Source organism: Gracilibacillus thailandensis (assembly GCF_010994055.1).
Taxonomy (GTDB): Bacteria; Bacillota; Bacilli; order Bacillales; family Amphibacillaceae; genus Gracilibacillus; species Gracilibacillus lacisalsi.
Genome location: NZ_WJID01000039.1, coordinates 1 through 21,559 on the forward strand (window position 1 = coordinate 1; position 21,559 = coordinate 21,559).

Here is a 21,559-nt window from a genome sequence, read left to right on the forward strand (position 1 = left end):
AAAGTGCTTTTCTTCACCAAGTTAGCTGAAGCCGAGCCCACGGAAAGCGAAGTATTCTGCCGGAGCGCATGTGAGCACTCATCATTAATCAGGATGGGAGAAAGCCTCGCTTTTCACCTTTCATTACTTCGCAGTTTGTATCTATAGGGAATTAGATTTAACAATGGAAAGTGGGTGTGGAAATGGATCAGTATTTTTCGCAGTCTCCTGATGTTGCTAGTGATCCGCAAACGTGGCAATATCTATTAAGGGGGAAGAAGTTCACTTTTACTACAGATAATGGCGTTTTTTCTAAGAATGAAGTTGATTTCGGATCTCGTGTTTTGATTGAAGCTTTTCATGTACCAGATATAGATGGTCCGTTACTAGACTTAGGTTGTGGTTATGGACCTATTAGTATTGCTTTGGCTGGATTCCTTCCCGAACGTTCTGTCGTTGGAGTAGATGTGAACGAAAGAGCTTTATCATTAGCAGAAAAAAATGCGAAACAAAATAAAATCGCCAATGTATCCTTTAAAAAGAGCGATATATTATCCAATGTAACGGGCCAATCATTTGCCGCTATTTTAACCAACCCACCGATCAGAGCAGGTAAACAAATTGTGCACAAGATGTTTGAAGAAGCAAAAGAAGCTTTGTTACCAAATGGCGAACTTTGGGTTGTTATTCAGAAAAAGCAAGGAGCACCTTCGGCTAAGAAGAAGCTAACAGAATTATTTGAAGAGGTAGAAGTAGTAAAGAAGGAAAAAGGATACTTTATTTTCTGCGCAAAATAATTTGACTCTGTTAGGTGTTTGTGGTAATATTGAAAAATGCCAATAGGACTGAAGGTTTGTCAAGTGAAAATGTTGGAAAAATGTATATTTTTTAAAAAATAGGCAAAACTATTCAACATGAGACTTTTGTAACTTGGCATCTTTGTTGTTACTATTAAACGGCTATTAGCTAATAGAGATTGTCTACTTAACCTTTTAGAAATCCTTTTATTATTTTCCACAGAACTATTAGTAATTGAATAACATTTGCTTATCGCAAATGTCTATATAAAGCTTGTGTCCTAAAAAGATCACAGGTTTGTTCGGTATGCTAACCGGACGAGTGTTTAACACTTACTAAATTTATACGATCTATAGAAAAATGTCAAATGCCTATAGTAAGTTATGTATAAATAGTAAGTGTGGTTTCATTTGTGCTATTTTTATAGCAACTATCTTTAATATTGATCGAGGGGTGAATCAGTTGACAGGTCAACTAGTTCAATACGGACGACACCGCCAACGCAGAAGCTATGCGCGTATCAGCGAGGTATTAGAATTACCAAATTTAATTGAGATTCAAACTGCATCCTATCAATGGTTCTTAGATGAGGGCTTAAGAGAAATGTTCCAGGATATTTCTCCAATCGAGGATTTTGCCGGCAATTTGTCACTAGAATTTGTTGATTACAGCCTTGGAGAACCAAAGTATCCAGTCGATGAATCCAAAGAAAGAGATGTAACATACAACGCTCCTCTTCGAGTAAAGGTTCGTTTATTGAATAACGAAACAGGTGAAGTGAAAGAGCAAGAAGTCTTTATGGGGGATTTCCCATTAATGACCGAAACAGGTACTTTTATTATTAATGGTGCAGAGCGTGTTATCGTTTCACAGCTTGTTCGTTCACCTAGCGTTTATTTTAACGAAAAAATTGATAAGAATGGAAAACGTGGTTATGGCGCTACTGTTATCCCAAATAGAGGTGCTTGGTTAGAATTTGAAACAGACGCAAAAGATGTTGTACACGTACGAATTGACCGTACTAGAAAATTACCTATTACGGTTTTACTTAGAGCGTTAGGTTTCGGTGATGACCAAGAAATTTTAGATTTATTTGGCGAAAATGAGTATTTAAAGAATACGTTGGAAAAGGACAACACAGAAACAAGTGAAAAGGCATTATTAGAAATTTATGAACGCCTTCGTCCTGGAGAACCGCCAACAGTAGAAAATGCTAAAAGTTTATTGGTTTCCAGATTTTTCGATCCAAAAAGATATGATTTAGCACATGTTGGTCGTTATAAAATCAATAAAAAATTACATTTAAAAAACCGTTTATTTAACCAAATCCTTGCAGAACCACTAGTGGATCCGGAAACGGGTGAAGTGATTGCTAACAGAGGAGATAAGTTAGATAGACGCTTGTTAGATAAAATATTACCAATACTAGACTCTGACGAAAATCGTTTCGGTGAGAGAGTGCTAGAGCCAAATGAAGGTGTATTAGAGGATCCAATTCGTGTCCAATCGATTAAGATTATGGATCCAACTGATCCTGAAGGGGAAAGAACATTAACTGTATTAGGCAATTGTAATGTAGATGACGGTATTAAAAACATTACACCTGCTGATATTCTATCTGCAATCAGTTATTTCTTTAACATCTTACATCAGGTTGGAGATACCGACGATATTGACCACTTAGGAAATCGTCGTCTTCGTTCAGTTGGAGAGTTACTACAAAATCAATTTAGAATCGGTCTGTCACGTATGGAGCGTGTGGTTCGTGAGAGAATGTCTATTCAGGACACATCTTCCATCACTCCACAACAGTTAATTAATATACGTCCTGTCATTGCATCTATCAAAGAGTTCTTTGGTAGTTCACAGTTATCTCAATTTATGGATCAAACGAACCCGTTAGCAGAGTTAACACATAAAAGACGTTTATCTGCATTAGGACCAGGTGGTCTGACTCGTGAACGTGCAGGGTTTGAAGTGCGTGACGTTCACTATTCTCACTATGGTCGTATGTGTCCGATCGAAACACCTGAGGGACCAAACATTGGGTTAATCAACTCGCTATCATCTTATGCGAAAGTCAATAAATTTGGTTTTATTGAAACGCCATATCGTAGAGTTGACCCTGAAACAGGTCGGGTTACTAACCAAATGGATTACTTAACGGCGGATGAGGAAGATAACTACGTCGTTGCACAGGCGAATGCGAAGTTGAATGAAGATGGCACATTTGCTGATGAGGAAGTAATTGCAAGGTTCCGTGGTGAAAACACGATTGTTAAACGTGAAAAATTAGACTATATGGACGTTTCGCCTAAGCAGGTTGTATCTGCTGCGACAGCATGTATTCCGTTCCTGGAAAACGATGACTCAAACCGTGCATTAATGGGAGCAAACATGCAGCGTCAAGCAGTACCACTTATGCAGCCTAAATCACCGATTGTTGGTACAGGAATGGAATATGTATCAGGTAAAGACTCTGGTGCAGCCGTAATCTGTAAGCATGAAGGTGTCGTAGAACGAGTAGAGGCGAAAGAAGTTCTGGTTCGTCGAATTACAGAAGTAGATGGAAAAGAAGTGGAAGGTGACTTAGACCGCTACCGTCTACAGAAATTCATTCGTTCCAACCAAGGTACTTGCTATAACCAACGCCCTATCGTATCTAAAGGTGACCGTGTGACCAAAGGTGAAATTTTAGCTGATGGTCCTTCTATGGAAAAGGGTGAACTGGCACTTGGTCAAAATGTGCTTGTAGGCTTTATGACGTGGGAAGGTTATAACTACGAGGATGCGATCATTATGAGTGAGCGTCTGGTAAAAGACGACGTCTATACGTCCATTCACATTGAAGAATATGAATCAGAAGCACGTGACACGAAATTAGGACCTGAAGAAATCACACGTGACATTCCTAACGTAGGAGAAGATGCATTACGTGACTTAGATGAACGAGGCATTATCCGTGTAGGTGCTGAAGTAGAAGACGGTGACTTATTAGTTGGTAAAGTTACACCTAAAGGGGTAACGGAATTATCAGCCGAAGAACGTTTGTTACACGCTATTTTCGGTGAGAAAGCACGAGAAGTTCGTGATACATCACTTCGAGTACCTCACGGTGCAGGAGGAATTGTACTAGATGTTAAAATCTTCAATCGTGCGGATGGTGATGAATTACCACCAGGTGTAAACCAGTTAGTCCGTGTATATATCGTTCAAAAACGTAAGATTCACGAAGGGGATAAAATGGCTGGTCGTCACGGTAATAAAGGTGTTATCTCGAAAATTTTACCAGAAGAAGATATGCCGTTCTTACCAGACGGAACGCCGATCGATATCATGTTAAACCCATTAGGGGTACCATCTCGTATGAACATCGGGCAAGTACTTGAACTGCACTTAGGTATGGCAGCGAGACAACTAGGTATTCACGTTGCATCACCAGTTTTTGATGGTGCGCGCGAAGAAGATGTTTGGGAGACTTTAGAAGAAGCTGGTCTACCAAGAGATGCGAAAACAATCCTTTATGATGGACGTACAGGTGAACCGTTTGATAACCGTGTATCTGTTGGTGTAATGTATATGATCAAGCTAGCACACATGGTAGATGATAAGTTGCACGCTCGTTCAACAGGTCCATATTCACTTGTTACGCAACAACCACTAGGTGGTAAAGCACAATTTGGTGGTCAGCGTTTCGGTGAGATGGAGGTATGGGCATTAGAAGCCTATGGTGCAGCCTATACACTACAAGAAATCCTAACGGTTAAATCAGATGATACAGTAGGTCGTGTGAAAACATATGAAGCGATCGTTAAAGGCGATAATGTTCCTGAACCTGGAATTCCAGAGTCATTTAAAGTACTGATTAAGGAATTACAAAGTCTAGGTATGGATGTAAAGATGTTATCTGGAGATGAGCAGGAAATCGAACTTCGTGATGACGAAGAAGATGATAATCAATCAGCAGATAACTTTAACCTAGAAATTGAAGAAACTACTAGTTAATGAAATACTCAAACCCGGTCATTCTTTCACCAAGGCTGACCGGGTGAGAGGTGTCTATAAAGCCTAAAGTGAACGAAACTCAAAGACTAAAAGGGAGGTTAACCCCTTGTTAGATGTAAATAATTTTGAATTTATGAAAATCGGATTAGCATCACCAAATAAAATTCGTTCTTGGTCATTTGGTGAAGTGAAAAAGCCTGAAACTATTAACTACCGTACACTTAAACCAGAGAAAGATGGTCTGTTTTGTGAACGAATTTTCGGTCCTCAAAAAGACTGGGAATGTCATTGTGGAAAGTATAAGCGTGTAAGATACAAAGGTGTCGTATGTGACCGTTGTGGTGTCGAAGTAACCAAAGCAAAAGTTCGTCGTGAACGCATGGGTCACATTGAACTAGCAGCCCCTGTTTCACATATCTGGTACTTTAAAGGTATCCCAAGCCGAATGGGACTAGTATTAGATATGTCACCTAGAGCACTGGAAGAAGTTATTTACTTCGCAGCATACATTGTGACAGACCCAGGTGATACAGCATTAGAGAAAAAGCAATTATTATCTGAAAAAGAATACCGTGCTTATCGTGATAAATACGGTAATTCTTTCAAAGCAGCAATGGGTGCTGAAGCAATCAAGAAAATCTTGCAAGATATCGATCTTGAAAAAGAAGTAGAATTGTTACGTGAAGAATTAAAATCTGCACAAGGTCAACGTAGAACCCGTGCGATCAAACGTTTAGAAGTATTAGAAGCATTTCGTAACTCTGGTAATGATCCAAGCTGGATGATTATGGATGTTCTACCGATCATTCCACCTGAATTAAGACCAATGGTGCAATTAGATGGTGGACGCTTCGCAACTTCAGACTTAAACGATTTATATCGTCGTGTAATCAACCGAAACAATCGTTTGAAACGCCTGCTTGACCTTGGGGCACCTAGTATTATCGTGCAAAACGAAAAACGTATGCTTCAAGAAGCAGTAGATGCGTTGATTGATAATGGACGCCGTGGACGTCCGGTAACTGGACCAGGGAACCGTCCATTAAAATCACTATCCCATATGTTAAAAGGGAAACAAGGTCGTTTCCGTCAAAACTTATTAGGTAAACGTGTTGACTATTCCGGTCGTTCCGTAATCGTTGTAGGTCCACACTTGAAGATGTATCAATGTGGTCTACCGAAAGAAATGGCTGTTGAGTTATTCAAACCGTTTATTATGAAAGAATTAGTAGAGCGAGGGTTAGCTCATAACATTAAATCAGCAAAACGTAAAATTGAGAGGTTGCATGAGGAAGTATGGGATGTCTTAGAAGACGTTATTAAAGAACACCCTGTACTATTAAACCGTGCACCAACACTACACCGTTTAGGTATTCAAGCATTTGAGCCGACACTTGTAGAAGGTCGCGCTATCCGCTTGCACCCACTTGTTTGTACTGCATATAACGCAGACTTCGATGGTGACCAAATGGCGGTACACGTTCCTTTATCAGCAGAAGCACAAGCTGAAGCACGTATTTTAATGCTCGCTGCCCAAAACATTCTTAATCCGAAAGATGGTAAACCAGTTGTTACTCCATCACAGGATATGGTACTTGGTAACTATTACGTAACAATGGAACGTGAGGATGCGATTGGTGAAGGTATGGTGTTTAAGGATTTAAACGAGGCATTAATCGCATATCAGAATGGTTTTGTACATTTACACACACGTGTTGCTATTCAACCAGCATCACTAAATAAAGAATCATTTAGCGAAGCACAAACAAATAAATTAATGATCACAACCGTTGGTAAGTTAATCTTTAACGATATGCTGCCAGAGTCATTCCCATACATGAATGAACCAACACAACAAAACTTAGAGGTTGCAACACCAGATAAGTATTTCGTTGAGCCTGGAGCTAATATTAAAGAAGAAATCGCCCAACGCGATATTATTCCACCATTTAAAAAAGGAATTCTCGGTGATATCATTGCGGAAGTATTCAAGAAGTTCAAGATCAGCGAAACTTCAAAAATGTTGGACCGTATGAAAGACTTAGGTTTTGCTTACTCTACAAAAGCTGGTATCACAGTAGGTGTATCAGATATCGTTGTGCTTGCTGAGAAAGAAGAAATTCTGGCGGAAGCACAAGATAAAGTAGATAAAGTATTGAAGCAATTCCGTAGAGGTTTAATTACCGATGAAGAACGCTATGACCGTGTTATTTCTGTATGGTCACAAGCGAAAGATACCATTCAAGAGAAACTGATGAAATCCTTGAACCCGCGTAACCCGATCTTTATGATGAGTGATTCCGGTGCGCGTGGTAACGCGTCTAACTTTACACAGCTAGCAGGTATGCGTGGATTAATGGCGAACCCGGCTGGTCGAATCATTGAATTACCGATCAAATCAAGCTTCCGTGAAGGTTTAACGGTACTAGAGTACTTTATCTCTACACACGGTGCTCGTAAAGGTCTAGCCGATACAGCCCTTAAGACAGCAGACTCTGGTTATTTAACAAGACGTCTTGTAGATGTTGCACAAGATGTGATTATCCGTGAAGATGATTGCGGAACAGACCGTGGTTTAACTGTATCTGCTATTAAAGAGGGTACAGAAATGATCGAACCACTTATTGATCGTCTCATCGGTAGAACGGTATTCCAGAATGTGAAGCATCCTGAAACAAACGAATTAATCGTTGCGAAAAACGAAGTCATCTCTGAAGATGCAGCAAAAGAAATCGTAGAATCAGGAATTGAAGAAGTAACCATTAGAACCGCCTTTACATGTAATACGAAACATGGCGCATGTAAAAAATGCTACGGCCGTAACTTAGCTACTGGTGAGGAAGTAGAAGTGGGCGAAGCTGTAGGTATTATTGCAGCTCAGTCTATTGGTGAACCAGGTACACAGTTAACAATGCGTACATTCCACACTGGTGGTGTTGCAGGAAGCGATATTACTCAAGGTTTACCGCGTATTCAAGAGATTTTCGAAGCGCGTAATCCAAAAGGTCAGGCAGTTATTTCCGAGATTTTCGGTACTGTTCAAGATGTGACCGAAGTGAAAGACAAACAAGAAATTGTTGTTCAAGGTGCGGTGGAAACCAAAACCTACACAGCGCCGTATGGTGCGCGACTTAAAGTTTCTATCGGAGATGAAGTAGAAGCAGGTCAAGCATTAACAGAAGGTTCTATTGATCCAAAAGAACTCTTGAAAGTTCAAGGTATTGACGGCGTACAATCTTACTTATTAAAAGAAGTACAGAAAGTATACCGAATGCAAGGGGTAGAAATCGGCGATAAACACGTGGAAGTAATGGTTAGACAAATGCTTCGTAAAGTACGTGTAGCTGATTCCGGAGATACAGAAGTATTACCAGGATCTCTACTAGAAATCCACCAGTTTAAAGATGCAAACAAACAAGCGATCGTAACAGGTGGTCAACCAGCAGTAGGCCGTCCGGTACTACTAGGTATTACGAAAGCATCTCTTGAAACAGATTCATTCTTATCTGCTGCTTCCTTCCAGGAGACTACAAGAGTCCTAACAGATGCAGCGATCAAAGGTAAACGAGATGAATTACTTGGACTGAAAGAGAATGTTATTATTGGTAAACTTGTGCCAGCAGGTACTGGTATGCAACGCTATCGACGTATCCAGGAAAAACTGGCCGTTGATCCCGTACAAGAAGAGGAAACAGACTCTGAAGAAGTGATTCAGTAATAATAAAAGGTCTAGTTGCCATTACTCACTGAAGTTAGGCAACACAACAGGGTTACCTGCAAGAAGTATTGCAGGTAATCCACTATTACATTTACTTGAAAGAAAACAAGGTATGCATGAAACACTTTAAATAATTATTTATTTTTACAAATAAAAGTTGACATTAATTTTTTGTGATGATAGTATATTTAAGGTGCTTCCGTTATCCTTGTTACTTTGGAGGATATGCAGATGTCTTATGAAAAAGTGGCACAGGTAAATACTGAAAAGATAGTCGGAACGAAACAAGTTTTAAAAGCCATTAAAAATGGTTATGCAAAAGAGGTAATCGTTGCTAGTGATGCTGATTCACATATTACTAGTAAAGTTTTACGAGTTGCAACTGAACATAATGTCCCTTATTTCTATGTTGATTCTATGAAAGAACTTGGAAAAGCATGTGGGATAGATGTCGGTGCAGCAACAGTAGTGATCAAACAATAAAGTTTTGGCAATTATTTGCGAAGACTTTGTTTTTTGCTCTATTATGAACCACCTGGATGTGTGGTATTACATCTTGAGAACAGAGAGGAGGAAATATAGATGCCAACTATTAATCAATTAGTCCGTAAAGGCCGTGTATCTAAAGGTAAAAAATCAGATTCACCTGCTTTAAATAAAGGGTACAATAGTCGTAAAAAAGTAGCGACTGATCAATCTGCCCCACAAAAACGTGGTGTATGTACTCGTGTGGGTACACTTACACCTAAGAAACCGAACTCTGCACTTCGTAAATATGCGCGTGTTCGTTTGTCCAACCAAATCGAGGTAACAGCTTATATTCCTGGAATTGGTCACAATCTTCAAGAACACAGTGTTGTATTAATTCGTGGTGGTCGTGTAAAAGACTTACCAGGGGTTCGTTATCACATCGTTCGTGGTGCGCTTGATACTTCAGGTGTAGAAGGACGTATGCAAGGCCGTTCAAAATACGGTGCGAAAAGACCTAAAAAATAAGTGATTTCTGATAAAAACACAATAGAAAGGAGGGGGAGATATGCCACGTAAAGGACCAGTACCAAAGCGTGATGTCTTACCAGATCCGTTATACAACTCAAAACTTGTTACACGTTTAATTAATCAGATTATGATTGATGGAAAAAGAGGTAAAGCACAAAAGATTTTGTATCGTGCTTTCGAATTAGTTCAAGAACGTAGCGGTCAAAACGCTATGGATGTGTTTGAACAAGCTATGAAAAACGTTATGCCAGTACTTGAAGTTCGTGCACGTCGTGTTGGTGGTTCTAACTACCAAGTACCAGTTGAGGTTAGACCTGAACGTCGTCAAGCATTAGGTTTGCGTTACATTGTGAATTATTCTCGTCTTCGCGGCGAAAAAACAATGGAAGAGCGTTTAGCGAATGAAATACTAGATGCTTCAAATAATACAGGTGCATCTGTTAAAAAACGCGAAGATATGCACAAGATGGCAGAGGCAAATAAAGCATTTGCTCACTATCGCTGGTAATCATCAAACTAACAATATTTCATGTAGGAAGGAGAAAGATTCATGCCTAGAGAGTTCTCCTTGGAGAATACACGTAATATCGGTATCATGGCACACATCGATGCTGGTAAAACAACTGCAACAGAACGTATCTTATTTTATACGGGACGCATCCATAAAATTGGGGAAACACATGAAGGTGCTTCTCAAATGGACTGGATGGAGCAGGAACAAGAACGCGGTATTACCATCACTTCAGCAGCAACAACTGCTCAGTGGAAAGGTCACCGTATTAACATCATCGATACACCTGGACACGTAGACTTCACAGTAGAAGTTGAGCGTTCATTACGTGTACTTGATGGTGCGGTAGCTGTTCTAGACGCTCAGTCTGGTGTAGAACCACAAACAGAGACAGTGTGGCGCCAAGCGACAACATATGGTGTTCCACGTATTGTTTTTGTAAACAAAATGGATAAAGTAGGAGCTGACTTCCTTTATTCTGTAGGTACAATTGGTGATCGTCTGGGAGCAAACGCTCATCCAGTACAGCTTCCAATCGGTGCTGAGGATGAATTTGAAGGAATCATCGACCTTATTACGATGGAAGCTTACTATTACTTGGATGACTTAGGTACTCGTGCAGAAGCGAAGCCGATTCCTGATGAGTATAAAGAGCAAGCTGAAGAATACCGCACAAATCTAATTGAAGCAGTAGCTGAATTAGATGAAGATCTAATGGAACGATACTTAGAAGGTGAAGAGTTCTCTAATGATGAATTAAGAGCTGCTGTTCGTCAAGCAACTTTAAGTGTTGAGTTCTATCCGGTATTCTGTGGATCTGCCTTCAAAAACAAAGGGGTGCAATTGCTAATCGATGGTGTTGTGGATTACTTACCATCACCATTAGACATTCCTCCGATTGAAGGTATTGTTCCAGGAACAGATGAAGAAATAGTTCGTAAGGCAGACGACAAAGAGCCATTCTCTGCACTTGCGTTTAAAGTTGCAACAGACCCGTTTGTAGGTAAACTTACATTCTTCCGTGTGTACTCTGGTTCATTAAAATCAGGTTCATACATCAAAAACTCTACGAAAGATAAACGTGAACGTGTAGGACGTATCCTACAAATGCACGCTAACTCTCGTGAGGAAATTGCTGAGGTTTACGCTGGTGATATTGCTGGTGCTGTTGGTCTGAAAGATACTGGTACTGGTGATACGTTATGTGCAGAGAAAAGCGTGGTTATTCTAGAATCTATGGAATTCCCTGAACCAGTTATCTCTGTAGCAATCGAGCCTAAATCAAAAGCTGACCAGGACAAAATGGCGGTTGCATTAGGTAAACTTGCTGAAGAGGATCCTACATTCAAAACTGAAACAAACCAAGAGACTGGTCAAACGATCATCTCAGGTATGGGTGAGTTACACCTTGACATCATCGTGGACCGTCTGAAGCGTGAGTTTAAAGTAGAAGCTAACGTTGGTGCTCCACAAGTATCTTACCGTGAAACATTCCGTGGTTCTGCGGAAGTAGAAGGTAAATTCGTTCGCCAATCTGGTGGTCGTGGTCAATATGGTCACGTTTGGGTTAAATTTGAACCTAACGAAGAAGGTGCAGGTTTTGAATTCGTAAATAACATCGTTGGTGGTGTTGTACCACGTGAATACATCCCATCTGTTGAGGCTGGTATTAAGGAATCAATGGAAAATGGTGTACTTGCTGGTTATCCATTAATCGATGTGAAAGCGACACTTTACGATGGAAGCTATCACGATGTTGACTCTAACGAAACAGCATTTAAAGTAGCAGCATCTATGGCGCTTAAAGCAGCGAAAAACAAATGTAACCCAGTAATCCTTGAACCAATGATGAAGGTTGAGGTTGTTATCCCAGAAGAATACATGGGTGACATTATGGGTGACGTAACTTCCCGTCGTGGGCGTGTAGAAGGAATGGAAGCTCGTGGACCTGCTCAAGTAGTAAAAGCATTTGTCCCACTTTCAGAAATGTTTGGTTATGCAACTGCACTTCGTTCTAATACACAAGGTCGTGGTACTTACACTATGCACTTCGATCACTACGAAGAAGTTCCTAAGAGCATTGCAGAAGAAATTATTAAGAAAAATGCTGGCGAATAATTGATTTTTTTCTTAATCTAAAGTATAACTTGTATTATAGGCTTAAGCATTCAAATGCCTAAGCCGAGATACATGAAAATATAAAAAAACTTTTTACTTAATTAAAGGAGGAAATATACATGGCTAAAGAAAAATTTGACCGTTCCAAAGACCACGTTAATATTGGTACAATTGGACACGTTGACCATGGTAAAACAACTTTAACTGCAGCAATTACAAACGTTCTTTTCAACAAATATGGTAGCGGGGAAGCTCGTGCTTATGACCAAATCGATGGTGCTCCAGAAGAAAAAGAACGTGGAATCACAATCTCAACAGCACACGTTGAGTACGAAACTGATAACCGTCACTATGCACACGTTGACTGCCCAGGTCACGCTGACTATGTTAAAAACATGATCACTGGTGCTGCACAAATGGACGGCGCTATCCTTGTAGTATCTGCAGCGGATGGTCCAATGCCACAAACTCGTGAGCACATCTTACTTTCTCGTCAAGTAGGTGTACCAGCGATCGTTGTATTCTTAAACAAATGTGATATGGTAGATGACGAAGAACTTCTAGAACTAGTTGAAATGGAAGTACGTGATCTATTAAGCGAATATGATTTCCCTGGTGATGATGTACCAGTAATCAAAGGTTCTGCACTTCAAGCACTTGAAGGTGAAGAGCAATACGTTAACGCAATCCTTGAACTTATGGAAGCTGTTGATGACTATATTCCTCGTCCAGACCGTGATACTGAGAAATCATTCATGATGCCAGTAGAGGACGTATTCTCTATCACTGGTCGTGGTACTGTTGCAACAGGACGTGTTGAGCGTGGTGTTGTAAAAGTAGGTGACGAAGTAGAAATCATCGGTCTTGCTGAAGAAGCTTCTAAAACTACTATCACTGGTGTTGAGATGTTCCGTAAGCTTCTTGACTATGCAGAAGCTGGTGACAACATTGGTGCACTACTTCGTGGTGTTGCACGTGAAGAAATCAACCGTGGTCAAGTACTAGCTAAGCCTGGTTCTATTACTCCACACACAAAATTCAAAGCGGAAGTTTATGTACTTTCTAAAGACGAAGGTGGACGTCACACTCCATTCTTCTCAAACTATCGTCCACAATTCTATTTCCGTACAACTGACGTAACTGGTGTTATCGAGTTACCAGAAGGTGTGGAAATGGTAATGCCTGGTGATAATATCGAAATGACAGTATCTCTTATCTCTCCAATCGCGATCGAGGATGGAACTAAATTCTCAATCCGTGAAGGTGGACGTACTGTAGGTGCTGGTGTCGTAGCAGAAATCATTGAGTAATCAATGATATATATAAAAGCAGGTAGTCATAAGGCTACCTGCTTTTTTTCGTTATAAGAAAATAGAACATTAAGTAACTCAAAGAGAGATAATGCATGAATAGGAGTAACAGATGAAAAGGTTTTTAAAGTACAGCATATTCATAGTGTTTTCTATTTTATTTATAGCAGTAGTTGGTTTTTATATTTGGACACAACAAACATATGAAGCAACAGGGGAGCTTTATCAATTAGTGGATCAGATAGACGAAGAAGATGGGTGGTTAACATTTGAGCCGACCACCAATTATGAAAAGGGAATTATTATTTATCCCGGTGCTAAAGTTGAGCCAGAAGCATATAGTTACTTAGCACAAGAGTTAAGTGAACGAGGATATGTGGTAGGAATACCTACTTTCCGTTTGAACCTTGCGATAATTGATAAGGATGTAGCAAAAGAACTTCAGGCTAAATACAAACAAGTATCAGATTGGTATATAGGTGGACACTCTTTAGGTGGAGTAGCAGCTTCCATGTACACAAAAGAGAACAAAGAAATAATAAGTGGATTATTTTTTTTAGGATCCTATTCGACCGAAAGTCAAGATTTCTCAGGAACAACTTTGCCGATGCTATCTATATATGGAGAACGTGATGGACTTACTACGCTGGATGATGTTGAAGAAAGTAAAGAATACTTCTCTGAGCAAGCTGCTTTTTTTGAAATAGAAGGTGGCAACCACGCACAGTTTGGTATATATGGTCCGCAAAAGGGCGATAATGATGCTGTGATAAAGGTGAAAGAACAGCAGAACGAAATTATCGATGGCATAGATAGTTGGATTAGTAGTATTGATTGATATGTTCATTCATAATTACCAAAGTCTTTCGGCTAAGAAATCAACCTAAATAATTTCTTAAAAAATTTCATATAAATCTTGCATTCATCGCGTTATTTCTATATAATAAACAATGTTGGTCATAAAACAGGCGATGATGCGGAAGGTTGTTGGCACACCCGGCCCCTTTGCCATGGCGGGTGTATCAAGGAATTTTCGCGGAGAAAGTCTATTATCTAAATGGGCGAAAAGGAGGGAAAATAATGGCAAAAGAAAAAATTAGAATTCGTTTAAAAGCGTATGATCACCGTATTTTAGATCAGTCTGCAGATAAAATTGTAGATACTGCAAAAAGATCTGGTGCAGGAGTTTCAGGACCGATTCCATTACCAACGGAAAAATCGGTATACACAGTTTTGCGTGCGACTCACAAATACAAAGACGCTCGTGAGCAATTCGAAATGCGCACACATAAACGTCTAATTGATATTGTAAGTCCAACACCAAAAACGGTTGATTCATTAATGCGTTTGGATTTACCGTCAGGTGTAGATATTGAAATTAAACTATAATATAAATTTAACATTCTAGGAGGTGTAACGGATGACGAAAGGAATCTTAGGTCGCAAAGTCGGCATGACACAGATTTTCTCTGAAGAGGGCGAATTAATCCCTGTAACAGTAGTTCAAGCTGAACCAAACGTTGTGCTGCAAAAGCGTACAGAAGAAAATGATGGATATGAAGCAATCCAAATTGGTTTTGCAGACGAAAAGAAAAATCGCGCTAACAAACCAGAGCAAGGACATGCTGAAAAAGCAAATACTACTCCTAAGCGCTTCGTTCGTGAAATCCGTGACGTAAATCTTGATGAATATGATTTAGGTCAAGAGATAAACGTAGAGGTTTTTGAAGCAGGAGATAAAATCGATGTAACAGGTACTTCTAAAGGGAAAGGTTTCCAAGGTGCGATCAAGCGCCACAACCAACAACGTGGACCGGAAACTCATGGTTCTCACTACCACAGATCAGCAGGTTCAATGGGAGCTGCCGCTGACCCAGCACGAGTTTTCAAAGGTAAAAAACTCCCTGGACAAATGGGTGGAGAGCAAATTACAATCCAAAACTTAGAAGTAGTAAAAGTGGACGCAGAGCGTAACCTTTTATTAATCAAAGGTAACGTTCCAGGTGCAAAAAAATCATTCGTGAAAGTTACGAGTGCAATAAAGGCTAACTAATTATTAATCGAAGGGAGGATATGTCATGCCTAAAGTAGCACTATATAATCAAAGTGGATCACAAGTTGGTGATGTAGAAATCAACGACGCGGTGTTCGGAATCGAACCAAATGAACATGTACTACATGACGCTGTTTTAATGCAACGCGCATCTTTACGTCAAGGTACACATGCAGTGAAAAACCGTTCTGACGTAAGTGGTGGTGGACGTAAACCATGGCGCCAAAAAGGAACAGGTCGTGCACGCCAAGGTTCAATTCGCTCACCACAATGGGTAGGCGGTGGAACTGTTTTCGGACCTACACCAAGAAGCTATAGCTACAAATTACCTAAGAAAGTGCGTAGATTAGCGCTTAAATCTGCTCTTTCTTCTAAGGTGAAAGAAGATAGCTTAGTAGTATTAGAAGGAATTGCAATCGAAACACCAAAAACAAAAGAAGTTGTTTCAATGCTTTCTTCATTAAATGTTGATGCAAAAGCATTAATCGTTACAGCAGATAAAGACGATGTATTAGCAAAATCAGCTAATAATCTTCAAAATGTAAAAGTACTATCAGTAAGCGAAGTGAATGTATTAGACTTGCTTACGCATGACAAGCTGATCTTAACGAAAGAAGCAGCTGAAAAAGCAGGGGAGGTGCTTGCATAATGGCAGATGCACGTGATATTATTAAGCGCCCGGTCATAACTGAACACTCTGCAGATTTAATGGCAGAAAAGAAATATACTTTTGAAGTAAGTAAAGAAGCAAACAAAACACAAATCAAAGATGCAGTAGAAGAAATCTTTGGTGTGAAAGTCTTGAATGTAAACACATTAAACAAAAAAGGTAAGTTCAAGCGCATGGGACGTTATGGCGGCTATCGCCCTAACCGTAAAAAAGCAATTGTTCAGTTATCTGAAGACAGTAAAGAACTAGATTTCTTTGAAACATTATAATTTGAATCACAAAGGAGGGAAAACAGATGGCGATTAAAAAGTATAAACCAACTTCCAATGGTCGTAGAGGTATGACGGTATCAGATTATGCTGAAATCACTACTGATCAACCAGAAAAATCACTACTTGCACCATTAAGCAAACGTGGTGGTCGTAATAATCAAGGTAAATTAACAGTTCGTCATCAAGGCGGTGGACATAAGCGTAAGTATCGTATTATCGATTTCAAACGTGACAAAGATGGAATACCAGGCAAAGTTGCTACAATCGAATACGATCCAAACCGTTCTGCAAACATCGCACTAATCCATTATGCAGATGGAGAAAAACGTTATATTATTGCACCAAAAGGTATCCAAGTAGGTCATGAAATTGTATCTGGTCCAGACGCAGATATTAAATTAGGTAATGCTTTACCACTTGGTGATATTCCAGTAGGTACAACTATTCATAACATTGAATTAAAACCAGGTCGTGGTGCGCAATTAGCTAGATCTGCTGGTGCTCAAGCACAAATCCTTGGACGTGAAGGTAAATACGTATTAGTACGTTTAGCTTCAGGAGAAGTACGCTTAGTCTTAGCGACTTGTCGTGCGACTGTAGGTCAAGTAGGTAACTTAGAGCACGAATTAATCAATGTAGGTAAAGCTGGACGTTCTCGTTGGCAGGGCAAGCGTCCAACAGTTCGTGGTTCTGTAATGAACCCTAACGATCACCCTCACGGTGGTGGTGAAGGACGTGCACCTATCGGACGTAAATCACCAATGTCACCTTGGGGCAAACCAACACTTGGTTACAAAACACGTCAGCGTAACAAACAATCAGATAAATTTATTGTACGTAAACGTAAAAAATAACGGGGTTGAACGACGGGCATTAATACCCGTCCGACAATCGCGAAGGGAGGCTTATCCATGGGTCGTAGCTTAAAAAAAGGACCTTTCGCAGATGACCATTTAATGAAAAAGATCGATAAATTGAACGAGGATGACAAAAAAACAGTAGTGAAGACGTGGTCTCGTCGCTCTACCATTTTCCCTAACTTTGTCGGTCATACGATTGCGGTATATGATGGTCGCAAACATGTGCCAGTATACGTAACAGAAGATATGGTTGGACACAAATTAGGTGAATTCGCTCCAACACGTACGTATAGAGGACACGCTGGAGACGACAAGAAAACAAAACGTTAATTGAGAGGAGGTACTCCTAATGCAAGCAAAAGCTGTTGCAAAATCAGTTCGTATTGCTCCTCGTAAAGTCCGCCTAGTGATTGACTTAATCCGAGGCAAAGATGCAGGAGAAGCAATTGCGATTTTAAAACATACACAACGCGGTGCTTCACCAGTTGTGGAGAAATTATTAAACTCTGCGATCGCAAATGCAGAGCACAATTATGAAATGAACCCTGAGAATTTAGTAGTGTCAGAAGCGTTTGTAAATGAAGGTGTTACTTTGAAACGTTTCCGCCCACGTGCACAAGGTCGTGCAACACAAATCAACAAACGAACTAGCCACATTACAGTGGTTTTATCTGAGAAAAAGGAGGGATAATCTGTGGGTCAAAAAGTAAATCCAACTGGTCTTCGTGTCGGAGTTATCCGTGATTGGGAATCTAAGTGGTATGCAGGTAAAGATTACGCAGACCTTTTACATGAAGATATTAAAATTCGTGAATATATCGAAGGACGTTTAAAAGATGGTGCTGTATCTAAAGTTGAAATCGAAAGAGCAGCAAACCGTGTAAATATCTCTATTTCTACAGCTAAGCCAGGTATGGTAATTGGTAAAGGTGGTTCTGAAGTAGAAGCCCTACGTAAATCACTAAACCAACTAACTGGTAAAAGAGTACACATTAACATTGTCGAAGTGAAAAAAGCTGATTTAGATGCTAAATTAGTAGCAGAAAATATCGCTCGTCAATTAGAAAACCGTGTATCATTCCGTCGTGCACAGAAACAAACGATCCAACGCGCTATGCGTGCAGGTGCGAAAGGTATTCGTACACAAGTATCAGGTCGTCTTGGTGGTGCAGATATGGCGAGAGCTGAAAGTTATAGTGAAGGAACAGTTCCACTTCATACATTGCGTGCAGATATCGATTATGGTACTGCAGAAGCAGACACAACTTACGGTAAACTAGGTGTTAAAGTATGGATTTATCGTGGAGAAGTCCTTCCAACTAAAAACAATAACTAAGGAAGGGGGCAAAGCATTATGTTAATGCCAAAACGTGTAAAACATCGTAAGCAACATCGTGGTAATATGAAAGGTAAAGCGAAAGGCGGTACGTCAGTAGCATTTGGTGAATACGGTCTTCAGGCTGTTGAAGCTGCATGGATTACTAGCCGTCAGATCGAAGCAGCTCGTATAGCGATGACTCGTTATATGAAACGTGGTGGTAAAGTATGGATTAAAATTTTCCCAGATAAACCTTATACAGCTAAGCCTCTAGAGGTTCGTATGGGTTCTGGTAAAGGTGCTCCTGAAGGATGGGTAGCAGTAGTAAAACCTGGTAAGATAATGTTTGAGATTGCGGGTGTATCAGAAGAGGTAGCACGTGAAGCACTTCGTCTTGCATCTCACAAATTACCAATCAAAACGAAATTCGTAAAACGAGAAGAAATTGGTGGTGAAATCAATGAAGGCTAATGAAATTAGAGAACTAACCACTGCCGAAATTGAACAAAAGATCAAGTCGTTAAAAGAAGAGCTTTTCAATTTGCGTTTCCAACTTGCAACAGGTCAGTTGGAAAACACAGCACGTCTACGTGAAGTACGTAAGTCCATTGCACGTATGAAGACTGTTGTTCGCGAAAGAGAGCTAAGCGTAAATAACTGATAAATAAAGGAGGTTAGCCTCAAATGAGTGAGCGTAATAATCGTAAAGTCTATACCGGACGTGTCGTATCTGACAAAATGGATAAGACAATCACTGTTGTAGTTGAGACATATAAATTTCACACTTTATATGGCAAACGTGTTAAATACTCTAAAAAATTCAAAACACATGATGAAAACAACCAAGCTAAAATTGGCGATGTTGTACGCATCATGGAAACTAAACCACAATCTAAGACAAAACGTTTCCGTCTAGTTGAAGTTGTGGAAGAAGCAGTAATTATTTAATTTAAGTTCGCTCGGATAAGTTCCGAAGGGAGGGTACACGAATATGATCCAACAAGAATCTCGTTTAAAAGTAGCAGATAACTCTGGTGCTCGTGAAGTACAAGCGATTAAAGTACTAGGTGGTTCTGGTCGCAAAACAGCGAACATTGGTGATGTAATTGTTTGCTCGGTAAAACAAGCAACACCAGGTGGCGTTGTTAAAAAAGGTGAAGTCGTAAAAGCAGTAATCGTACGTTCTAAGAGCGGAGTAAGACGTAAAGACGGTTCTTATATTCGATTTGATGAGAATGCAGCTGTCATCGTTCGTGATGACCAAAGTCCAAGAGGTACTCGTATTTTTGGACCAGTTGCACGTGAATTGCGTGATGCGAAATTCATGAAAATCGTATCTCTAGCTCCAGAAGTATTATAAGCACGTTACGGAAAAACCGTGTAAGGAGGTGCGGATAGCATGCATGTCAAAAAAGGTGATAAAGTACAAGTAATTACAGGTAAAGATAAAGGAAAGCAGGGTACTGTTTTAGCTGCATTTCCGAAAAAAGATCGTGTGCTTGTAGAAGGTGTTAATGTTGTGAAGAAACACGCTAAACCTTCTCAAGAAAACCCACAAGGTGGTATCTTAAATCAAGAAGCAGCGATTCATGTATCAAATGTATTGCCAGTAGACCCTAAATCTGGCGAACCAACTCGTGTTGGATATGAAGTACGTGATGGAAAGAAAGTTCGTATCGCTAAAAAATCTGGTGAATCTTTAGATAAATAGTCTTAGCGATGAAAGGAGGTTTACGTGATGAACACTTTAAAAGAAAAGTACAATAATGAAATTGTTTCTTCATTAGTTGAGAAATTTAATTATGAATCCGTAATGGAAGTACCAAAGGTCGAAAAAATAGTTGTGAACATGGGTGTTGGTGATGCAGTGCAAAACTCTAAGGCACTTGATGCTGCAGTAGAAGAATTGGCACAAATCACTGGTCAAAAACCTGTTGTAACAAAAGCGAAAAAATCAATCGCAGGTTTCCGTTTACGTGAAGGAATGCCAATCGGTGCGAAGGTAACATTGCGCGGAGAGCGTATGTATGACTTCCTTCAAAAGCTTATCGATGTATCATTACCACGTGTACGTGATTTCCGTGGTATCTCTAAAAAAGCATTTGATGGCCGTGGTAACTACACTTTAGGTGTAAAAGAACAATTAATTTTCCCAGAAATTAATTATGACCAAGTAAACAAAGTGAGAGGGATGGACGTTGTTATCGTAACAACAGCTGATTCTGATGAAGAAGCTGCAGAACTCTTAACACAACTTGGCATGCCTTTCCAAAAATAAGCGAAAAGCTAAAATAAGGAGGGAAAAGAGTGGCTAAAAAATCAATGATCGCAAAGCAACAACGCAAAGCGAAATTCAAAGTGCAAGAATACACTAGATGTGAACGTTGTGGACGTCCACACTCTGTAATCCGCAAATTCAAGCTTTGCCGTATTTGTTTCCGTGAACTTGCATATAAAGGTCAAATTCCTGGTGTTAAAAAAGCAAGCTGGTAAATCCCCGATTAGGGAAGGAGGTAATGAGAAATGGTTATGACAGATCCAATTGCAGATATGCTTACTCGTATTCGTAACGCTAACATGGTTCGCCATGAAAAATTGGAGTTCCCAGCGTCGAATCTTAAGAAAGAAATCGCAGATATTTTAAAACGTGAAGGTTTTATCCGTGACTATGAGTATGTAGAGGATAATAAACAAGGAATCCTTCGTATCTTTTTGAAGTATGGTACAAACGAAGAGCGTGTAATCTCAGGTTTAAAGAAAATTAGTAAACCAGGTTTACGTGTTTATGCAAAAGCAGATGAACTTCCTAAAGTATTGAATGGTTTAGGTATTGCGATCGTTTCTACTTCAAAAGGGGTATTATCTGATAAAGAAGCACGTGCACAAGCAATCGGTGGCGAAGTGCTAGCATATATTTGGTAAGATATTCTTAGAAGACAGGAGGTGTA

The 21,559-nt window shown here is 39.9% G+C and carries 25 protein-coding genes; all 25 read left to right on the top strand.

Annotated features, from left to right (window positions below; genetic code table 11):
- The first annotated feature begins 182 nt into the window (after positions 1-182).
- The 25 genes from GH715_RS12255 to rpsH all read left to right on the top strand — a co-directional run bounded on the left by GH715_RS12255 (position 183) and on the right by rpsH (position 21,533).
- Positions 183-776, top strand: coding sequence for a class I SAM-dependent methyltransferase (locus GH715_RS12255; RefSeq protein WP_153835609.1), 594 nt, complete (start codon positions 183-185; stop codon positions 774-776).
- 463 nt (positions 777-1,239) lie between these two features.
- Entirely contained in the window at positions 1,240-4,782 is a 3,543-nt protein-coding gene (gene rpoB, locus GH715_RS12260) for a DNA-directed RNA polymerase subunit beta (protein WP_153835610.1), read from the top strand.
- A gap of 106 nt (positions 4,783-4,888) precedes the next feature.
- Positions 4,889-8,500 carry a DNA-directed RNA polymerase subunit beta' gene (gene rpoC / locus GH715_RS12265; RefSeq protein WP_153835611.1) on the top strand — a complete coding sequence of 1,204 codons (3,612 nt, stop codon included), beginning with the start codon at positions 4,889-4,891 and terminating at the stop codon, positions 8,498-8,500.
- Between the two features lie 231 nt (positions 8,501-8,731).
- The gene (locus GH715_RS12270) at positions 8,732-8,983 is read left to right on the top strand and encodes a 50S ribosomal protein L7ae-like protein (protein ID WP_153835612.1); all 252 of its coding nucleotides are present in this window, start codon (positions 8,732-8,734) and stop codon (positions 8,981-8,983) included.
- A 99-nt stretch (positions 8,984-9,082) separates the two neighbouring features.
- Positions 9,083-9,496 carry a 30S ribosomal protein S12 gene (gene rpsL / locus GH715_RS12275; protein WP_153835613.1) on the top strand — a complete coding sequence of 138 codons (414 nt, stop codon included), beginning with the start codon at positions 9,083-9,085 and terminating at the stop codon, positions 9,494-9,496.
- Positions 9,497-9,536: 40 nt separating this feature from the next.
- A complete protein-coding gene (gene rpsG, locus GH715_RS12280; protein WP_018934207.1) occupies positions 9,537-10,007 on the top strand; it encodes a 30S ribosomal protein S7 in 471 nt (156 codons plus the stop codon).
- Positions 10,008-10,049: 42 nt separating this feature from the next.
- Positions 10,050-12,128: an elongation factor G gene (gene fusA / locus GH715_RS12285; RefSeq protein ID WP_153835614.1), complete on the top strand. Its 2,079-nt coding sequence runs from the start codon at positions 10,050-10,052 to the stop codon at positions 12,126-12,128.
- 119 nt (positions 12,129-12,247) lie between these two features.
- Positions 12,248-13,438 (top strand): elongation factor Tu, encoded by a 1,191-nt coding sequence (gene tuf / locus GH715_RS12290; protein ID WP_153835615.1) that lies wholly within the window; start codon positions 12,248-12,250, stop codon positions 13,436-13,438.
- A gap of 112 nt (positions 13,439-13,550) precedes the next feature.
- On the top strand, positions 13,551-14,276 hold the full coding sequence (locus GH715_RS12295) for an alpha/beta family hydrolase (RefSeq protein ID WP_153835616.1): 726 nt from the start codon (positions 13,551-13,553) through the stop codon (positions 14,274-14,276).
- 242 nt (positions 14,277-14,518) lie between these two features.
- A complete protein-coding gene (rpsJ, locus tag GH715_RS12300) occupies positions 14,519-14,827 on the top strand; it encodes a 30S ribosomal protein S10 (RefSeq protein ID WP_018934210.1) in 309 nt (102 codons plus the stop codon).
- A gap of 31 nt (positions 14,828-14,858) precedes the next feature.
- Entirely contained in the window at positions 14,859-15,491 is a 633-nt protein-coding gene (rplC, locus tag GH715_RS12305) for a 50S ribosomal protein L3 (RefSeq protein ID WP_153835617.1), read from the top strand.
- Positions 15,492-15,516: 25 nt separating this feature from the next.
- Positions 15,517-16,140 (top strand): 50S ribosomal protein L4, encoded by a 624-nt coding sequence (gene rplD, locus GH715_RS12310; protein WP_153835618.1) that lies wholly within the window; start codon positions 15,517-15,519, stop codon positions 16,138-16,140.
- On the top strand, positions 16,140-16,430 hold the full coding sequence (gene rplW, locus GH715_RS12315) for a 50S ribosomal protein L23 (RefSeq protein ID WP_153835619.1): 291 nt from the start codon (positions 16,140-16,142) through the stop codon (positions 16,428-16,430). The genes rplD and rplW overlap by 1 nt, the downstream gene beginning before the upstream one ends.
- Positions 16,431-16,456: 26 nt before the next feature.
- The gene (rplB, locus tag GH715_RS12320) at positions 16,457-17,287 is read left to right on the top strand and encodes a 50S ribosomal protein L2 (protein ID WP_153835620.1); all 831 of its coding nucleotides are present in this window, start codon (positions 16,457-16,459) and stop codon (positions 17,285-17,287) included.
- Between the two features lie 57 nt (positions 17,288-17,344).
- Entirely contained in the window at positions 17,345-17,623 is a 279-nt protein-coding gene (gene rpsS, locus GH715_RS12325; protein ID WP_018934215.1) for a 30S ribosomal protein S19, read from the top strand.
- Positions 17,624-17,642: 19 nt separating this feature from the next.
- Positions 17,643-17,984: a 50S ribosomal protein L22 gene (rplV, locus tag GH715_RS12330; RefSeq protein WP_018934216.1), complete on the top strand. Its 342-nt coding sequence runs from the start codon at positions 17,643-17,645 to the stop codon at positions 17,982-17,984.
- 3 nt (positions 17,985-17,987) lie between these two features.
- A complete protein-coding gene (gene rpsC, locus GH715_RS12335) occupies positions 17,988-18,629 on the top strand; it encodes a 30S ribosomal protein S3 (RefSeq protein WP_018934217.1) in 642 nt (213 codons plus the stop codon).
- A gap of 18 nt (positions 18,630-18,647) precedes the next feature.
- The gene (gene rplP / locus GH715_RS12340; protein WP_018934218.1) at positions 18,648-19,082 is read left to right on the top strand and encodes a 50S ribosomal protein L16; all 435 of its coding nucleotides are present in this window, start codon (positions 18,648-18,650) and stop codon (positions 19,080-19,082) included.
- Complete coding sequence (gene rpmC / locus GH715_RS12345; RefSeq protein ID WP_018934219.1) at positions 19,072-19,272, top strand: 50S ribosomal protein L29; 201 nt, start codon at positions 19,072-19,074, stop codon at positions 19,270-19,272. Before rplP ends, rpmC begins: the two co-directional genes overlap by 11 nt.
- Positions 19,273-19,295: 23 nt before the next feature.
- Positions 19,296-19,559, top strand: a complete 264-nt coding sequence (gene rpsQ, locus GH715_RS12350; protein ID WP_153835621.1) for a 30S ribosomal protein S17 — start codon at positions 19,296-19,298, stop codon at positions 19,557-19,559.
- Positions 19,560-19,602: 43 nt separating this feature from the next.
- Positions 19,603-19,971 (top strand): 50S ribosomal protein L14, encoded by a 369-nt coding sequence (gene rplN / locus GH715_RS12355; RefSeq protein WP_018934221.1) that lies wholly within the window; start codon positions 19,603-19,605, stop codon positions 19,969-19,971.
- A 39-nt stretch (positions 19,972-20,010) separates the two neighbouring features.
- A complete protein-coding gene (gene rplX / locus GH715_RS12360) occupies positions 20,011-20,322 on the top strand; it encodes a 50S ribosomal protein L24 (protein ID WP_018934222.1) in 312 nt (103 codons plus the stop codon).
- A 27-nt stretch (positions 20,323-20,349) separates the two neighbouring features.
- Entirely contained in the window at positions 20,350-20,889 is a 540-nt protein-coding gene (gene rplE, locus GH715_RS12365; protein WP_018934223.1) for a 50S ribosomal protein L5, read from the top strand.
- Between the two features lie 29 nt (positions 20,890-20,918).
- Entirely contained in the window at positions 20,919-21,104 is a 186-nt protein-coding gene (rpsN, locus tag GH715_RS12370; RefSeq protein ID WP_018934224.1) for a 30S ribosomal protein S14, read from the top strand.
- Between the two features lie 30 nt (positions 21,105-21,134).
- Positions 21,135-21,533 carry a 30S ribosomal protein S8 gene (rpsH, locus tag GH715_RS12375; protein WP_018934225.1) on the top strand — a complete coding sequence of 133 codons (399 nt, stop codon included), beginning with the start codon at positions 21,135-21,137 and terminating at the stop codon, positions 21,531-21,533.
- Positions 21,534-21,559 lie beyond the last annotated feature (26 nt).